Raw genomic sequence first — 18,060 nt, 5'->3', positions numbered from 1 at the left:
TTATTTTTGTCTTGGATCAAGCGCGTCCCTCAGGCCGTCGCCAATGAAATTGATTGAGATGACGGCTAACACGATACAAAGGCTCGGGAATATCCAAAGCCAGGGCATGCTCGTCAAAACCGTAATGGATTGTGCGTCCATCAGCATATTTCCCCAGCTCGCATTTGGCGACTGGACGCCGAGCCCTAAAAATGAAAGGCCCGCCTCAAGCAGGATGGCGTTGGCAATCCCAAATGTGCCAGCCACAATCACCGGTGCCAGAACATTCGGGATCAATTGGGTAAAGATGATAGACATCGGTCTTTCACCGATGGACCTCGCTGCTTCAACGAATTCCTGTTCCCGTAAAGACAGAATCTGTCCCCTGACGATCCTTGCCACTTCCGGCCACATGACAAGGCCGATGACAAGGATAATGTTGAATACGCCATTACCGGCGATCGCAACCATGACGATTACAAGCGGCAGGACCGGGAAGGATATCATTGCGTCAGCAAACCTCATAATGACCATATCAATGATGCCTCCGAAATAACCCGCAATCGACCCAAGCAGGATGCCGATACCAAGGTACATCGTAACAGCAGCGACCCCTACCGTCAGCGAGACCCGTGAAGCGTGGATGACCCGGCTCAGTACATCCCTCCCGACTGAATCAGTCCCTAACAGGTGCTCGCTGCTTGGGGGTTGTTCAAAGGCAGCCGGGTCGATTTTGTTCGGCTCAAACGGAGCGATGAAATCGGCAAATACTGCCACTAGGACGAGGATGAGCATGATGATGCAGCCGGCCATGCTCATTTTGTGCCGACTGAATTTTTTAAAAAGCTTCTTCCATTCCTTCGCAGGAGGCTTTGGCTTCACTTCACTTACGAACGTTGTTTTCGCCAATTCACTCATGGGATCACCTCAACTTTACTTTCGGATCGACAACACTATAGAGAATGTCCGCGATTAAGTTGCCAATAACGACGAGCAAGGAGGTAATCAAAATCAGGGACATCAACACCGGATAATCCCTCGAAAACACTGAATCGACCATCAGTTTGCCGACCCCCGGCCAGGAGAAGACCTGCTCGGTGATGACTGCGCCGCTGAACAGGGTCGGAATTGATAACCCCATTAGAGTCACAATCGGAATCAGTCCATTCCTGAGCGCATGGACAAAAATGACCTTGCGTTCCTTTGTCCCCTTCGCCCGCGCTGTCCGGATGTAATCCTGCTTGATGATTTCAAGCATGCTCGACCTCATATAACGGGTATACACTGCTGCACCGTGCAGGCCGAGTACGACCATCGGCAATGCCAAGTGCCAGATCCGGTCCAAAAGAGACCCTTCAACACCAGGCGTCGACATCGTCCCGGTCGGGAACATGCCTAGTTTTACTGCAAAAACATAAATGACGGAAAGGCCAAGGAAAAAGGTTGGAATCGAGACCCCGGCAAGTGTAAAAAACGTGAGGAGATAATCCCACGTGGAATATTGTTTTGTAGCGGAAAGCACCCCGATGGGGATGGCGATCAAGAGGCTGAGCAAAAGGGAAAGACCCATCAAGAGCATCGTGGCGGGAACCCTATCGGCGATCATCTCTTTAACCGGTTCATTCTTTGAATAAGAGTATCCTAGATTGCCAGAAAGAATTTCCTTCAGCCAATGGGCGTACTGGACTGGAAGCGGATCGTTCAGACCCATCTGCTCTTTCTTTTTCTCAAGCTCTGCTCCTGAAATCGTGGTATCAATCATCATATCGACCGGGTTCCCGGGCATGAGGTTCACGAGCAGGAACGCGATGATGCTGATTAAAAACAGCAAAGGAAGTGCCCCAACGATTCTTTTGATTACAAAGACGAACATACTGCACACCACCATTTCAAATTAAAGAGTTCCATGTACCCGGCACCAGGCCGGGTATATGGAGCTTCAACCATTCTTTAGTTGCCGAACGACCACTTGTGCATATTCCACTCAATACCGACCTGGTTTGGAACAGCATTTTGCAGCGACTTGTTGACAGCACCGATGGATTGCTCATAGTACAGATAGATATAAGGAAGTTCATCGACGGTGATTTTCTGAATTTCATCATAAATCGCTTTCCGCTTTGCTTCGTCCTGTTCCGCAGCTCCCTGGTGAAGGAGTGTGTCCACCTGGCTGTTGGCGTAACTGGCAGTGTTCCAGCCGGTTGGCCTGAACTGGGACGAATGAAGGAATGGATACAGGTTGGCATCCGGGTCGACCATGCCTGTAGAAGTACCAAGTAATACCATGTCAAGTTCCTGTTTCTCCATCTTGCTCATCAGAGTTGGGAAGTCCATGAACTCGAGTTTCACCTTCATGCCAATTTCCTGGAGGTACTGCTGGATCAGCGGAGCCGAACGTTCCCTGACAATATTTCCTTTCGGGACTGAAATCGTGATTTGTTTATTGGAATCCCAGCTTGCTTTTTGCAACAAGGACTTAGCCTTTTTCTTATCATACTCATACGCAGGGAGGTCTTTGTTAAACCACGGCGAATCCTCGGCGATTGGGCCTTTAGCGATCTTCCCTTTGCCTTGGAGCAGCCGGTCTACAATCGCTTTTCTGTCAATTCCGTACATGATTGCCTGGCGAACCCTTTTGTCAGCCAGGTACGGCTTTTTCGTATTGACGGTAATCGTCTGATAGGACATTGTATCGAACACGGTAACATTGACCGACTTCACATCCTGGATTTTTTGAAAGTCGGAAACGTTAATGGTTCCAATTCCAGTCCTTGTTGTGGCATCCACCTCGCCCGCTTCAAATCCGGCAAGGGCCAGGTCTGGCGTCATGATTCTCAGGATTGCCTTTTTGAATTGAGGCTTGCCCTGGAAATACTTTTCATTCGCTGCATATTCCACGTATTGGTCCGTTTCATACTTTACAAATTTAAGTGGCCCTGTCCCGATTGGGGTCTTCGAGAATGGTGCAGTCGCAAAGTCGGCCGGCTTCACATCTTTAAACCCATGCTCAGGCAGGATCCAAAGGCCCTTTCCGACAGCTTCGAGGAACGGGGCATACGGTTTGACAAGAGTCAGCTTGATTGTATGCTCGTCTACAACCTCGATTCCCGGGACTTCCTTCGCTTTTCCTGCCTTGTATTCGGCTGCACCTTTGACTGCGCTCAGGCTGACGTAGCCAGTACCAGTCCAGCCCGGATCCATGATGGACTTGAAGGTAAAGGCAACATCATTGGCAGTGAACGGCTGCCCGTCATGCCATTTGGCATTTTCCTGCAGCTTGAATGTATAGACGAGGCCGTCAGGCGATACATCGTATTCTTTCGCAAGGGAAGGCACATATTTGTAATTTGGATCGTAATCGAGAAGGGTATCAAGGACGAGTTCCCCGCCTGCGTATTTCCCGTAGTTCCCCTGGGAGAAATATGGATTATACGTATCGGGTGCGCTCCACATCACAAGAGTGACGGTATCTTTTTTCGTTTTCGCCTCGCCTGGATTTTTTTTACCTGAACTGGTTTCCGTTTTGGCGGAGCAGGCAATCAGCGCGAAGACGATGAGCAGGGTGAAAACTAACTGCAGCCTTCTTTTCATTTGTTTCCCCTCACTTTCTATTAGTCTAGTACCTCGAAAAGTATTCAAAGAACAGCACACATGACTTTTCGAGATTTTTCATCCCCTCAACTGTTGCGTATTCATCCGGGCTATGCTGCCGTGAGCCATGACCCAGTCCACCGAAGGCAAACGGCAGGCCAAGCTTGGACTGGAACAGGGAGAATGGTGCGGACCCTGCCATCGTGATCCACGGCTCGTAATCGAAGCCGAGATCCTTGAAGCTTTGCAGGAGCGCCTTCATCGCCGATTCTTCCGTTGACGTCCTTGCCCAGTTGTAGGCATTGATTGCTTCTATTTCCACTGCGGTAAATCCGTGCTTCTGGAAATGCTGTTCGACCTGGCGGATGAGTTTTTCCGGCTCCATATTCGGAACCATCCGGATATCGAGCTTCGCCTTCGCATCGTTCGGCAAGAGGGTTTTCGTACCGTCCGTATGATGGCCGCTCACCATGCCATTGATGTTCAATTCCGGCGAATAGAAGAACCGTCTCAGCAATTCCTTTCCATGGAGGCCGAGCTTGAACCGCCTCACATCGTCGCGCTTAAGGATTTCCTGTTCATCGAATGTCTTCATCATCTGGTCAATAATTTTGTCATCACCTGGCCACGGCTCGGCGACATCGTCGTAAAAACCATCAATCAGCACTTTTTCATTCCGGTCCTTCAGGGAGGCGAGGGCATGGACGAGGTACCAGGCAGGGTTATCGAACCAAACAGCAAAGGAACCGTGGATACCCCTGCTGACCGGGGCGCCCCAATCGCCGCCCCTGACGGTTAATTCAAGATGGATGATCCCTTTCGAGCCAAGATACAGCTCCACTTTCCCTTCGGGGGTCTGGGAAAAGTGCGGGAAGAACACACAATCGCAGGAGGTGAACTCATCCTTCAGTTCATCAAGCACATAAGGAAGGTTCACGCTACCCAACTCTTCTTCCCCTTCGAGGCAAAACTTGATATTGACCGGCAGAGACCCTTTTACTTTCCTGATTGCGGCAATCGCGTTAATAAGCCCTGCGAGCGGACCCTTCTGGTTGGTAATCCCCCGGCTGACGATGGACTCGCCAAATTCCGGCAGGTCGATGACTTCACCCGAGAAAGGATCGACCGACCAAACTTCCCCTTCGACCGGCTGTACATCATACATGCCGTACAAAAGGACCGTTTTTTCCTTTCCTTCATCGAGGTGGCCGAAGACAACCGGGTAACCTTCCGTCTCTTTCAGGGAAACCCGCTGGCAGCCAAGCTCCTTCAGGTCCTCCTGGAGAAGCTTGGCCATCTCCTTCATCCCGGTTCCGTCCCCGCTGATGCTCGGCTGGGAGACATACCGCTTGTACCGTTTCAGTTCTTCCTCCCAGTTTTCATCTATGTAGGCCAGGACTTCCTCCATACCTGTTACTGTTTTGGTTTCGCTATTTGTACCCATTTATAAAACCTCCATTCTTCTTTCAAGTTTTAAAAAGCAGCCCCTGTTAAACCCAGGGGCCTTGTCAACGACTCGCGCCCTTCACAATAATGGCGCTCCCCGCATGGTTAAATTTCAGCATAATGACAAGCGACCCACCGGCCCGGTTTCTTTTCTTCAAAGACGGGCTCTTCTTGCTTGCACCTCTCTGTCGCAACCGGACAGCGGGTATGGAACCGGCAGCCTGATGGCGGGTTGCTTGGGTTCGGTACGTCGCCCTGTAGTATGGTCCGTTCGCGCTGGCGCTGGTGAATCGGGTTCGGCAGCGGGATGGCTGACAGCAATGCCCTTGTATATGGATGGGCCGGCTGGCTGTAAAGGTCCGCGGTTGCCGCGAGTTCGACGACCTGGCCGAGGTACATGACGGCCACTCTGTTGCAGATGTTACGGATGACGGACAGGTCATGCGAGATGAACAAATAAGTGAGGCTCAATTCTTCCTGCAGGTCCTGGAGAAGATTGATGACCTGCGATTGGATTGAAACGTCAAGAGCGGAAATAGGTTCGTCACAGACAACCACTTTCGGGTTGAGGGCAAGGGCTCGGGCAATTCCGACCCTTTGCCGCTGCCCGCCCGAAAATTCGTGGGGATAGCGGTTCATGTGATGCTTTTCGAGTCCGACCCGCTCAAGCAGCCATTGGACCCGGTCGCGCCTTTCAGCAATTGACCCGTACCGGTGGATCCTCAAAGGCTCGCCGATGATGTCACCAATCTTGTGCTTCGGATTAAGGGACGCATACGGATCCTGGAAGACAATCTGGAGGTCCCTGCGGATTGGGCGTAACTGGGATTCGCTGTATTTTGTAATATCGTTCCCCTTATACAGGACCTTGCCTTCGGTCGGTGTCTGGAGCTGGAGGATATTCCGGCCCAACGTCGATTTTCCACAGCCCGACTCGCCGACAACCCCAAGTGTCTCACCGTCTTCGACCGAGAAGGTGACTCCATCGACCGCCTTCACCCAGCGAGTGCCCCGGCTCAAAAGGCTTTTCTTCAAAGGAAAGTATTTTTTAATATTCTGAATCTCAAGCAAAGGCTGGTGCCCAGTGGTTACGGCTGTCATCAAATCACCTCCCGTTGGGGAAGACTTTTATAATGCCAGCAGGCGACTCGCCTGTTCCGTCCTGTATCCTCGACCGAAGGTTCCTTTTGCCTGCAGAGGTCTGTTGCGAACGGGCACCTCGGGTGGAAATTGCAGCCGGTCGGCTTGTTTTGCGGATTGGGAATCGTCCCTTTGATGGTCTGCAGCCTGCCAGGGACACCTTCAAGGGAAGGCATCGCTTCGAGCAGCCCCAATGTGTAGGGGTGGTATGGCTTTTCAAAAATATCCCACACACCAGCCTCTTCAACGACCTTCCCGGCGTACATGACCACGACCCGGTCGGCCATATCGGCAACGACGCCCAAATCATGGGTGATCAACAGAATCGACATGCCCATCCTTTTCTTCAAATCCTTCATTAGCTCAAGAACCTGTGCCTGGATGGTCACATCGAGAGCTGTTGTCGGCTCATCGGCGATCAAAAGCTTCGGGCTGCAGGTCAGGGCCATGGCGATCATGACCCTTTGCCTCATGCCACCCGACAGCTGGTGCGGATATTCATTGATCCGCTGTTCCGGCGACGGGATGCCGACCAACTTCAGAAACTCGACTGCTTTTGCCAGGGCTTCCTTTTTTTTCAGGCCCCAGTGGTACTTGAACGACTCGGCGATCTGGTCTCCGACTGTAAAAACAGGGTTAAGGGACGTCATCGGTTCCTGGAAGATCATGGCGATATCATTGCCCCTAATTTTGCGTAGTTCCTTTTTGCTTTTGGCGAGGAGGTCCTCGTCATTCAGTTCGATTGCGCCCCTCTCGACCCTGCCGGTGTCGGAGAGTAGCCCCATGATTGCCAGGGAGGTCACGCTTTTGCCTGACCCCGATTCCCCGACAATGCAAACCGTCTCGGAAGGCATGACCTGGAAGGATACCCCGTCTACGGCCGGAACCGTGCCGCGTTTCCCGGTGAAGTTTACCGCCAAATCACGGACTTCCAGGATCGATTTTGTCATGATTCCTGTACTTCCCTGATCCGTTCAACCACCGGAATCGCCTCACAAATCAATTGTCCGGGGTGGACCGGCCAGTAGCGGTGGCCAATAGCTGCAATATAGGCATCGTCTGTCTGGCAGCGGAGTTCCTCAGTGACTTCGCCGTAGAGATTCATGACCTGGCCGAGGAGGTCGCCCTTGTTGACGATACCTCCGACCTTGCAGTGTGGGACAAACAGTCCGCCCTCGCCGGTGAAAAAGAAGTCCGCACCGTTGATGACTGTATACGCATCCTGAAGCGGCGGCTCGCCTTCGAGCATTCCGAGCGCCCTCATGGCGTTTGTTATTCCCATCTTGAACAATTCCTCATGCTCCTCGGTCACGTTCCCGCCGCCGCATTCGATTGTGACCGAAGGAACTCCGTTGTTGACCGCGGCAGATGTTCCGGTTCCGTTGACGACACTTTCTGCGTGCGACCTCCAGATGACATCGGCACCCATCCGTTTGGCCAAATATAGTGACTTATCGCCGGTTTCGGTTCCGTCGACATCGACGATCACATAATATGGCACATATGCGCCATTGCCGCCGGAGTGAAGGTCAATGACAACATCGGCAGATTCTTTTTGAGTTGTCAAAAGCGTGTGGGCAAGGCGCTGGCTGTAGGTTCCATTCGCATCGCCCGGGAATACCCGGTTCAGGTTGGCCCCGTCAAGCGGCGAAGTCCGGAAGCGTGCCTTGAACGCCGGCAGATTCGTGACCGGTACGCCGACAAATGTTCCTTTCAGCTTATTTATATCAAGCTCCTGGAACAGTCGGATGATTGAGGCAGCCCCGCCGTATTCATCGCCATGGATACAGCCCTGCACCCAGACAATCGGCCCATCCTCGACTCCGGCTGCAACAAGGACTGGCAGGTTGAATGGCGAGCCGTCTGTATCCGTGCCGGCTGGCAGGTAGCCTCTTGTTTTTTCCCCCCGTTTGATTTCCGCTGTACCGATTGTTTGAACCAATGTTTTTGTCATTTTGAATTCCTCCCGACGATTTTTGAAATATATGTTGAAGCTTTGCCGGCAACTTTCGTCTGGCATCCGTTTAACGCTTTTTTATTCCGCGGCAGCCAGTGCTTCCTCCGGAATCGCCTCGGCGATTAGTTCGCCTGGGTCCGTCGGCCAGTACCGGTGGCCGATTGCTGCGATATAGGAACGGTCGGCCCTGCAGCGGATTTCCTCCTGCACATCCCCGTACAGGTCGATAATTGAACCGATAAGATCGCCTTTATTCAGGACGTCCCCTACCTTGCAGGCCGGGACGAACAATCCGCCCTTTTTATTGAAGATGAAGTCGGCGTTGTTGATGACCGTGAGTTTTTCCTGGACAGGCGCTTCGCCCTCAAGCATTCCGAGCGCCTTCATCGCATTTTCAATCGAATATTTGTAGAACCGTTCGTGCTCTTCAGTTACATTCCCGCCCCCACATTCAACCGTCACTGCCGGGATGCCACTGTGGACGAAGTTCGCTGTTCCGGTTCCGCCTGTACCCGCTTCCTCGGCTGAGCGCCAGATGACGTCTGCACCCATCCGCTCTGCAAGCCACATTGATTTTTCTCCAGCTTCCGTACCGCCTGGTTTGACGATAAGGTAGAACGGCACTTCGCAGCCGATCCCGCCGGAGTGGAAATCGAGGACATAATCGGCCGTCTCCGTCACCGTGTTGAGAAGGATATGGGCCAGCCGCTGGCTATAAGTGCCCTTCGGGTCTCCCGGGAACGCCCTGTTGAGATTGACTCCATCAAGCGGGGAATTGCGGTGCCTTGCCTTGAAAGAAGGCAGATTGGTTACCGGGACCCCGACAAAGGTTCCCTTTAGTGTCGCTACATCAAGCTCCTGAAAGAAACGGATGATGGAAGCTGCTCCGCCAAACTCCTCACCGTGAATGCAGCCCTGCACCCAGAGGGTTGGTCCTTCTTCTGCTCCCGCTGCCACAAGAACCGGAATCTCGAATGGGCTCCCGTCCGTATCGCTGCCGGCTCGGATGGAGCCGGTTGTTTTTTGGCCTCTTCTTACTTCGGCTGTTCCTACCAGTTTCATGAACGCACCTCCTTTACTCCTTTAATTAAGGGGCCGGGCTTATCTGCCTTTATCAGGCAGACAAGCCCGGGTGATCCCTCATTAAGCTTTCGTATATGTTTCCACAACCAGCTGGCCCGGATGGAGCGGCCAATACCTGTGGCCCGTTGCGGCAAGATAGGCGCTGTCGGAAGAGCATCTGATTTCTTCGGCTACATCACCGTACAGATTGATGATCGAGCCTATCAGCTCCCCTTTGTTGACCACGCTTCCGACCGGGGCAGCCGGAACGAACAGCCCGCCCTGTCCGGCAAAAATGAACTCGCCGTGGCGGTAGACGCTGTACTTTTCCTGGACCGGTGCTTTGCCCGGCAGCATGTCAAGTGCCTTCAGAGCATTTCCAATCGATTCCCTGTAAAGCGCCTCGTGTTTTTCGGACACGTTGCCGCCTCCCACTTCAACGGTGACACATGGGATGCCCTGCTTGGTGAGATAGTCGGTGCCGACCCCGCCGGTCGAACCTTCGCCGCCGACCTGCCAGATGACTTCAGCGCCCATCCTCTCTGAGAGCCACATCGATTTTTTGGACGCTTCATTATCGCCGTTCCGGCAGATCATGAAGTAATCGACATGGAGGCCAATTCCTCCTGAATGGAGGTCGATGACATAGTCCGCTGTCTCAGTGATTGTATCAATAAGTGCCCTAGCGAGACGTTGACTATAGGTCCCCTTGGCGTCTCCCGGGAAAATCCTGTTCAGGTTGGCCCCGTCAATCGGGGAGGTGCGGTATCTCGCTTTGAATGATGGCAAGTTGACGACCGGGAGGCCGACGACCGTCCCTTTCAATGTGCTGACATCCACATCCTGGATGAACCGGATGATGGACGCCGTCCCACCGAATTCATCCCCATGGATGCCGCCCTGGAGCCAGACAATCGGTCCGTCTTCCTCCCCTGCTGCGATGAGTACCGGGATGTTGATAGGTGAGCCGTCCGTGTCGCTCCCCACCCGGAGCCATCCTTTCGTCTTTTCACCTCTGATTACTTCAGCTGTACCGATTTTTTTCATTTACATCACCCTTTCAAACTTGCTTTGCGTCTTGTTACTTCTGGTATTCCGCATCACGGACGATCGTGTATTCATCAATACGCGACTTATAGCTGTTAATCCCTTTTCTCACCCCAATGATTTGCGGTTCGTAATAGAGTGGCAGGGTCGGGAGGTCCTGATAAAGGATTTCCTGGATTTTTGTATAAAGCTCAACCTGCTTGTTTTGGTCAATCGTCTGGGCGGCTTCTGCCATCAGCTTGTCGACTTCAGGGTTTTTATAGCCGATTTCGGAAGTCGCCGAGTTGAAATAGCCGTCCCAGTGCTTGCTTGGGTTGATGGTGAAATCCGTTGCGCCGATGAACCAGATGTCGTATGCATCGGTATCGGTTTTTGGAATATAAGAACTCCATTCGAGTGTCTCGAGCTGAATATTGACGCCGGCTTTCTTAAGCATCCCGGCAATTGCTTCTCCCATTTGCTTATCCATTGCGTAACGGCCGATTGGGGCGCCCATCTTGATTGGCGAACCATCATATCCGGACTCCTTCAGCAGCTGCTTCGCTTTATCAAGGTCAAATGGATAGACTGGCAGGTTTTTATCAAAGCCAATGGTTCCAGGTGGTGATACAGATGAAGCAGGGATGGTTGTTCCGGCTAGGACGTTGTCAATAAGCCCTTTCCGGTCAATGGCAAGCGACAGCGCATGGCGGAATTTCTGGTTCGCAATCCATTTGTTTTTAAATTCGAGTGACAGGAAATCGACCCTTAGCGTCTTGGTAACGGACACACTGAGGTTCGGGTCACTCTTGATTGTGCTCAGCTTATCGGCAGACATTGTTTCGGCAATTTGGACATCCCCACGCTGAAGGGCGGCCAGGCGCACGGAACTTTCAGGCATGATTCGGAACCTTACGTTCTTTGTCTTCGCTTTTTCGCCCCAGTAATCGTCGAACCTGGTCAAAAGCAATTCGTTGTTAGGCGTGTACTTTACAATTTTGTACGGTCCGGTACCTACCGGTTCAGTGTTGTATTTATCGCCAAGTGATTTGACGGCGCCAGGTTCAACAATCGGCACCTGGGCAAGCGAGCTGATCAGACCACCGGTCGGTGTCTTTGTCTTGATAATGACAACGTCGTCCCCTTCAGTCGTGACTTTATCAACATCGCGCAGCCAAGTTTTCATTGGCGTGTTGTAGTTTGGGTCGATGATCGAGTCAATCGTGAATTTGACTGCTTCAGGCGTCAGCGGCTGACCGTTGTGGAATTTCACGCCTTTGCGGAGGGTGAACTTCCAAGTCAACGGATCGACGTTCTCAAATTTCTCGGCCAGGACGCCGACGATTTTCACATTCTCCCCGTCAATTTGCCTGAACACGAGCGGCTCGAAAATATGCGCATTCATGCTGTAGCCCGGTCCGGACCATGTTTTGCGCGGATCAAGACTGATGGGGTCAGATCCCGTTGCAATGGCGATTTCGTCTGCAGCTTTGCTTGTGCTGCTTTTTCCCTTGGCATCCGATGTACTGGTTGACGAACAGGCACTGAGGGCCAGGATGGCAATCAACAGCCAGGCAAAAATACTCGTTTTCTTCACTATTACGCCTCCTTGTATTGTTTTTTTAATGCTATTGTTAAAAGTTGTTGATTTTCGCTTCAGGCGCTTCGCTTTCCGCGAGCGGTACGTGACATTGTTGATAAATAATTCTAAGTTTGTTTAGTGAAGCGATAAAGAGGTAATGTTGTATATGACTAAAGCGAAAAGCAGAAAAAAATAATAGGTTAGCGGCGTGAGGCAAAATAAGCGATTTTGTCACCGGTTGTGACGGCCTGGTTTCCGGCCATAGGAAATGCAATCACCACCCCTTCCACTGGAGCAAGCATTTCACTTATCTGCTGCCCAAAGGAATCATGGACAGTTGCAAAAACCTCACCTTCTTTAACCGAATCGCAGATTTTCTTTTGCAAATAAACGAAGCCGCCCGTATCCGCAAAAACGGATGTATAGAGCATTGGTTCTGTAAATGGAGGTGTTTCCTTTAATGGTTCAGGGTTTCCGTCTAGCATGCCGAGATGCTTCATGACGTTGATTGTTCCAGTCACACCGGCATCACTGGACTGCGGGTCGAACCGCCGTGAAAAGACCAGTTCCGGAGTAATCACCGGCTTGCCAATTGAAGACAGGTAACCGCTGAACGTTCCCGGCAGCTTTCCGGACGGTGCTACCGTTATCGCCCCGAAGGCTTCTGCCATTCCAAGCGACTTCGCCCTGACTTCTTCTGTCCCGTCCTCATCAATGATGGTAAACACACAGGACGGCGGGTTGCAGGAATGATAGTCAATGACATAGTCAGCTTCAGTGACGAGCCACTCGGCTACGAGATTGGCAATCCTTTGGCTAAGGGTGCCTTTTGCATTCCCTGGGAAGACCCGGTTCAGGTCGGCTGAATCCTGTGGGGTGAACCTGTTAGCAACCCCTAATGCGAACGGATTGACTACAGGAACGGCAATTACTTTTCCTTTCATTCTGGTAAAATCCAATTCTTCATTCATAAGACGGTTAATCACGTCGTACCCGCCGATTTCAATACCGTGGATGAGTGCGGTCAATAAAAGCGTTGGCCCAGGTTCCTTTCCTTCCCCCACCAAAACCGGGATATCGATTTCCGTGGAGTCAGGCAGCGACCCAATACGAATCCTGGCTACCTTCAGTTCACCAGGCCTGCTTTCAAGCTCTTGCAGACTCTTCATCTTCATTTGTTCCAACAACTGCTCCCCCTTTAGTTAAATCTCGTGTTCGTTAATGCGGATCCAGTGCATCCCTCAGACCGTCACCAAACAGGTTTGCACTGATGGCAACGAGCATCAGCATCAGGCCAGGGAAAACGGCAATCCACCAGGCATCGATCATGTACTCCCTTCCATCTGCGAGCATCCCGCCCCAGGTAGGCTGGCTGGCAGGAACGCCCAATCCCAGAAAGCTTAGCGATGATTCGGCAATAATCAGCGTTGCAATTTCGAAGCTCGCAACGACAATGAACGGAGACATAATATTCGGCAGGATATGCCGGAACAGCACCGTAAACCGTGACGCACCAATTGCCCTTGTCGACTCTATGAATTCAAGATGCTTGATGGACAGCACTGAGCTTCTTACCACTTTTGCATACGAAATCCAACTTGTAATCGATAAAACGAGGATGACATTCCAGACACTCGGCCCGAGGATGGTGACCATCGTCAGAGCGAGCAGGATGAACGGAAATGCGAGCTGCATGTCGGCGAGCCTCATCAGGGCACTATCGACCCAGCCTCCTGAATAACCGGATACCATCCCGATTACCAGCCCCATCACTCCGCCAATCAGGACAGCCCCAGTGGCGACGCTGATTGAGACCCTCGAACCCAAGATGACCCGGCTGAATATGTCACGGCCCAATTGGTCGGTCCCGAGGATATGTTTATGGCCTTCAGTGTCTGTCCATCCCGGCGGCTTCAGGCGCCATTCGATGTTTTGCGCCTGCGGATCGAGCGGTGCAAGCAGAGGGGCGAAAACGGCCATCAGCACAACGAGGAGGAGGAGAACCAGGCCAAGCACTGCCACTTTGCGTTCGGTTATTTTTTTCAGAAATTTAAGCAAGTTTCTTCCCTCCCTACGAATCAACGACAATCCTGCGGTCAATTACGGCATAAAGGACATCAACTATGAAATTGATGACAACAAACGTAATCGCAGAAACGATGACGAGTGACTGTATCATCGGATAATCCCGGAATTGGATGGACTGCACCGTCAGGAATCCAATTCCGGGCCAGGAAAAAATATATTCTGTGATGATGGCTCCGCCGAGAAGCTGTCCTGTCTGCAGGGCAATCATGGTAAGCGTTGGAATCAGCGCGTTCTTGAACACGTGCTTGAACAGGATAATGTATTCAGGCAGGCCTTTTGCCCGGGCGGTCCGGACATAATCATTGTGAAGGACATCAAGCATACTCGACCGCATCAGCCTGGCGATAAGGGCGAGCTGATACACCGCCAGTGTAAAGGCCGGCAGGATAATATTGTTCCAGCTCCCGTAACCGGTCGTCGGCAGCAGCTGCCACTTTACTGCTACCAGCAGAATCAGCATCATCCCGAGCCAATAACTTGGGACAGACTGTCCCAGCATCGCCAGGATACTCACTGCATAATCCGAGATGGAGTTTTTCTTGACCGCCGCCAAGATACCGAGTGGAATCGCCAGGCAGATGGCAATGACCATGGCCCAAAACACAAGGATTGCGGTCGCAGGCAAGCTTTCGAGAATCAGCCCCATCGATGGCACACCCCTGTTCAGGGAATCCCCAAAATCCAGGACTAGCAACTGTTTCAAATAAACCATATACTGGGACCAAATCGGGAGATTGAGACCCATCGCTTCCCTCATCTGGTTCAGTTCTTCTTTCGTGGCGTTTTCAGGCAGCATCATCCTGGCCGGATCACCCGGGACTACCCGAAGGATGATAAAGGCGATTACTGAGGCTCCCCCCAGGACAATCAAGGCCTGGACGAACCGCCGTAATAGGAACTTTCCCATTCTTTCACCTCACTTTGTTCTACTTGTTTAATAGATCGGCCGCTGCATTCCTGTTATCCGATACAAGTCACCTCCTTAAATGAGAGTAATATCTAGTGTTTTTTTCTATTGGAGTATTCGATATAAGTTAATCTTTTTTTCAGAAGCCTAAGAGGAAGGATGAATAAACGTTCATTATTATTTAACATTTTCGTCATGTTTCGTTTTTCGGTGGGTTTTTCGAGGTGATTTCATGTTGTTTAAGATATTTTTAATTAAGTATAAATTAATTTTAGAATATTGTGAATAGAAAAAATAAAAATTTTGAAATATATTTTCGGTTTCTTGTTAATTGTAATTTAAAATCTTTGTGGATTATTCCAAAATCTATTACCTGACTTGTCTTCTCTTTGTTTAATTTTATAAGTTCCTTGCACCGGCTGCTTTCCGGAGCAAATAAAAACGTAAAAAAGAAAATATTAATAATGAATCATTCGCTTTAACGGCTACATATATAGTTAATTTTTTCGAAACTCAATATAAGAGTACTTATATTCATTGGAATTCTTTGTAAACTATTACTTTACAAAAAATCTGTATGCTACATTGCGAACTATTACCCAGGATCGGAAAAATTTATCATAAAGAATTGATCGCTAATATGATTGAATTGATTAATTACTGTAATTCCAAAGTGGAAGTATCATTACGAAACCAGGAAATCCCTTTATAAAGATGACTTTTAGAAACTAAAATAAGGAAAGGAGATGTATCTCCTTTCCTTTCATTTATAAATACCCTTTTTCTTTTAAACTGGTATACTCCACATTAGCATTGATTACCAAGGGTGAACTTGTGTGCGGAACATATACTGCGTGTCTTTCTATGCTTGATGATGACTAAAACCCGCATGAAATTAGCACTATTGCAAAGTAAGCACATATTTAAATATATTAAAGTTGAAGCTCAGGTGGTCAAAAAGTGGTCAGTTTGGTGGTCAATTTTTCACCCTTTATAAAACTAAACCTTACTGAGCCTACCGCCCGTCTGGCCCTAAATATTACAATCCATTATCTTGTCATCGAAATTCACCTATCTAAACGTTAAAGTAACCTTTAGAATAACCTTTTCGAATTACCTAATTACCCATAAGTAATTCTTTTCCCGTATGATATAAAAAAATACCTTTTTATTTTTTTGCCCATTTTATTAATAAATTCTCAAGAATACTACCGGGTCTTAAATTATTTTTGATTCCTTGCAAGAAAAACTTTTTTTCATCAGCCGGAAAATTACTTGACGCAATTAATAAAGCCCTTTGGCTCCATTCATCTAACCTAGGGTATTCTTCTTTCAGTTCCCTCAACCAATCTGATTTATTTGTTATGTGTGCAGATAGAATAACTTCTCTCTTTATATTTTCAGAAGAAGATCTATACATACTAATAACTTTATGAATATGATTAAAGTGAATTGTATTTGTAAATAAACTTAAAATTGAAATTTGAAAAAATTCATTAGCTTTAAAAATTTCTGTGTCAAGCAAATTAATTAAATCTTCCCCAACATTATACATTTCTTCATTTTGGGTGTTAGCAACCGAAACAAAATATCGACAAATATCGCTTATAGCTGGTACAAAATTATTAAAATTCCCCGTTATATATTTAATTGCATTTGGGGTTCCAATTCTTGAAAGTCTTCTAAAGAACCATCTAATACGATTATAATCTGGTTCATTCTGTTTCAAATATTTATCTAATAAAATGCTAATGTTTTCTTCTGAAAACAACTTCATCTTTTCCTCTGGAATGTCCCCTACTCGTATTGCTCCATAACCCCCAGATGTATATTTTCTAAATATTTCTGTCATTTCTTTCTCTAATTTATCGATAGGATTATCATCCAAATTTTCTTCGCAAATTTTAATGAATTCAGAAGAAGAATAAATTTTTGTCTTTTGATTTTGTAATATTAGTCTTTGTTGTTTATCTAATATAGTAGCAATTTCATAAACTAGTTTTTGGGCTTGTACAGGATCGTTGCAAAACATTACAATATCATCTGAATACCGGCAAAAATCTACCCCTCTTGTTAATAAACTATTATCAATTGGTATCAAAGACATCTCAGCTAAGAGATGTACCGAATGAGGACCAATTGGTATTCCACGTGATACACGTTGTGTAACCGATTCTAAAAGATTCATGATAGTTCTTTTAATTGCATTTGGGAATTCACAACTGATTAATTGGTTTTCTATGGTGTGATGATATATTTGATTGTAAAAGTCAGCAATATCTACATATACTGCAAACTGATAATTTTGTGCTTTCTTTTTACTAGTATCCCAAAATTCATGCCACGCATTGGAATCATTATATAGATATCCATCTTCACTTGGGTTGAATCGGTAATTAAAGACTTTCTTATCAGCTTTCTCAACTCTTTTTTCTTCAATTTTATTACCGAATTGATAGATTATTGCTGCTAAAAGGATGCTATCTAAAGGATCTAATTGAGTAGCTACCCTATACGATAAATTAGATTTGGGAATGATAAACCTTCTACAAGGTTTCCATACATATTGGCACATATCGATATTAGCAAGCTCATCAGCAATGTTCTCTTTATCGCTATATATAATATTGATTTCTTCCGGTTTAGGAGATAAATCGGTATCACTATCCGTGAAAACATGTTCAATGCCCCATAAAATAGATTCTTTTTCTAATTTCATTTTTTCCTCCATATAATCTCACAACTAATTGATCAGTTATATTTTACCATATCCGAAACCTACTTTCATACTTTCCAGAACCCCAAAGTACAGAACAAAAGTAGGGATTTGGGAAAAAACCGTGCCTTATGACAATAAATTGCAATATAGTATAAAATCATACGGTTTACAAGTAAACGGATGGACGATGATAAGCTATTTCGATTAATGAGAGCTGTAGGCTGGAATAAATCAACCAAACCCATTCTGCGAAACTGGAGGACAGGTTATAGCTACGGTCCTCGTTACAATGAGGACATCACGGTGTTGGGTGAGGCCCTCGGTATAAATTCTTTTGTGGAAGATGTCAATTTTTATTACAATGCCATGTCGAAAATAAGGGTGGAGCGACGCAAAGCTTCAAGGATTTTCCTTGAAAGATTCGCCTATATTTTTGAAATAAAAATTTTATCATTTCTATCTCTTTTGTTAAAAAAATCGACACCAGTTAGTTAAAGTGAATTGTTTCACATATTAATAATCAAAAATTACTCAGAAACAAAGCTCACAATTAATTATTGTAT

At 48.2% G+C, this 18,060-nt stretch carries 16 protein-coding genes; 2 read left to right on the top strand and 14 right to left on the bottom strand.

Features of this window, described 5'->3' with window-relative positions; all coding sequences use genetic code 11:
• The 6 genes from opp4C to ABHN01_RS10885 form a co-directional block, all read right to left on the bottom strand.
• Positions 1–897: an oligopeptide ABC transporter permease gene (gene opp4C, locus ABHN01_RS10910; protein WP_429875573.1), complete on the bottom strand. Its 897-nt coding sequence runs from the start codon at positions 895–897 to the stop codon at positions 1–3.
• Positions 898–901: 4 nt separating this feature from the next.
• Entirely contained in the window at positions 902–1,852 is a 951-nt protein-coding gene (locus ABHN01_RS10905) for an ABC transporter permease (protein WP_429875572.1), read from the bottom strand.
• 77 nt (positions 1,853–1,929) lie between these two features.
• On the bottom strand, positions 1,930–3,570 hold the full coding sequence (locus tag ABHN01_RS10900; protein WP_429875571.1) for an ABC transporter substrate-binding protein: 1,641 nt from the start codon (positions 3,568–3,570) through the stop codon (positions 1,930–1,932).
• Between the two features lie 25 nt (positions 3,571–3,595).
• Positions 3,596–5,014 (bottom strand): M20/M25/M40 family metallo-hydrolase, encoded by a 1,419-nt coding sequence (locus ABHN01_RS10895; RefSeq protein ID WP_429875570.1) that lies wholly within the window; start codon positions 5,012–5,014, stop codon positions 3,596–3,598.
• Positions 5,015–5,121: 107 nt separating this feature from the next.
• Entirely contained in the window at positions 5,122–6,117 is a 996-nt protein-coding gene (locus ABHN01_RS10890) for an ABC transporter ATP-binding protein (protein WP_429875569.1), read from the bottom strand.
• Positions 6,117–7,010 (bottom strand): ABC transporter ATP-binding protein, encoded by an 894-nt coding sequence (locus ABHN01_RS10885; RefSeq protein WP_429875824.1) that lies wholly within the window; start codon positions 7,008–7,010, stop codon positions 6,117–6,119. The genes ABHN01_RS10890 and ABHN01_RS10885 overlap by 1 nt, the downstream gene beginning before the upstream one ends.
• Between ABHN01_RS10885 and ABHN01_RS10880 the strand changes: the two genes are divergently transcribed.
• Positions 6,964–7,125 (top strand): hypothetical protein, encoded by a 162-nt coding sequence (locus ABHN01_RS10880; RefSeq protein ID WP_429875834.1) that lies wholly within the window; start codon positions 6,964–6,966, stop codon positions 7,123–7,125. The genes ABHN01_RS10885 and ABHN01_RS10880 overlap by 47 nt on opposite strands.
• On the opposite strand, the gene ABHN01_RS10875 is transcribed toward ABHN01_RS10880, so the two are convergent.
• The 8 genes from ABHN01_RS10875 to ABHN01_RS10840 all read right to left on the bottom strand — a co-directional run bounded on the left by ABHN01_RS10875 (position 7,103) and on the right by ABHN01_RS10840 (position 17,497).
• On the bottom strand, positions 7,103–8,110 hold the full coding sequence (locus ABHN01_RS10875; RefSeq protein WP_429875568.1) for a succinylglutamate desuccinylase/aspartoacylase family protein: 1,008 nt from the start codon (positions 8,108–8,110) through the stop codon (positions 7,103–7,105). The two genes, ABHN01_RS10880 and ABHN01_RS10875, sit on opposite strands and share 23 nt — an antisense overlap.
• Before the next feature lie 81 nt (positions 8,111–8,191).
• Positions 8,192–9,175, bottom strand: coding sequence for a succinylglutamate desuccinylase/aspartoacylase family protein (locus ABHN01_RS10870; RefSeq protein WP_429875567.1), 984 nt, complete (start codon positions 9,173–9,175; stop codon positions 8,192–8,194).
• 81 nt (positions 9,176–9,256) lie between these two features.
• Entirely contained in the window at positions 9,257–10,222 is a 966-nt protein-coding gene (locus tag ABHN01_RS10865) for a succinylglutamate desuccinylase/aspartoacylase family protein (protein WP_429875566.1), read from the bottom strand.
• Between the two features lie 34 nt (positions 10,223–10,256).
• A complete protein-coding gene (locus ABHN01_RS10860; protein ID WP_429875565.1) occupies positions 10,257–11,798 on the bottom strand; it encodes an ABC transporter substrate-binding protein in 1,542 nt (513 codons plus the stop codon).
• Between the two features lie 185 nt (positions 11,799–11,983).
• Complete coding sequence (locus ABHN01_RS10855; protein WP_429875823.1) at positions 11,984–12,958, bottom strand: succinylglutamate desuccinylase/aspartoacylase family protein; 975 nt, start codon at positions 12,956–12,958, stop codon at positions 11,984–11,986.
• 43 nt (positions 12,959–13,001) lie between these two features.
• Complete coding sequence (locus tag ABHN01_RS10850) at positions 13,002–13,841, bottom strand: ABC transporter permease (protein ID WP_429875564.1); 840 nt, start codon at positions 13,839–13,841, stop codon at positions 13,002–13,004.
• 13 nt (positions 13,842–13,854) lie between these two features.
• Positions 13,855–14,778: an ABC transporter permease gene (locus ABHN01_RS10845; RefSeq protein WP_429875563.1), complete on the bottom strand. Its 924-nt coding sequence runs from the start codon at positions 14,776–14,778 to the stop codon at positions 13,855–13,857.
• A 1,168-nt stretch (positions 14,779–15,946) separates the two neighbouring features.
• The gene (locus tag ABHN01_RS10840) at positions 15,947–17,497 is read right to left on the bottom strand and encodes an RNA-directed DNA polymerase (RefSeq protein ID WP_429875562.1); all 1,551 of its coding nucleotides are present in this window, start codon (positions 17,495–17,497) and stop codon (positions 15,947–15,949) included.
• 156 nt (positions 17,498–17,653) lie between these two features.
• On the opposite strand from ABHN01_RS10840, the gene ABHN01_RS10835 reads away from it, so the two are divergent.
• On the top strand, positions 17,654–17,992 hold the full coding sequence (locus ABHN01_RS10835; protein WP_429875822.1) for a DrmE family protein: 339 nt from the start codon (positions 17,654–17,656) through the stop codon (positions 17,990–17,992).
• Positions 17,993–18,060 lie beyond the last annotated feature (68 nt).

Origin of the sequence: Fictibacillus sp. NRS-1165, from assembly GCF_050468105.1 — a bacterium.
GTDB classification, from domain to species: domain Bacteria; phylum Bacillota; class Bacilli; order Bacillales; family Fictibacillaceae; genus Fictibacillus_C; species Fictibacillus_C terrinigri.
This window is presented reverse-complemented; position numbering and strand designations above follow the sequence as displayed.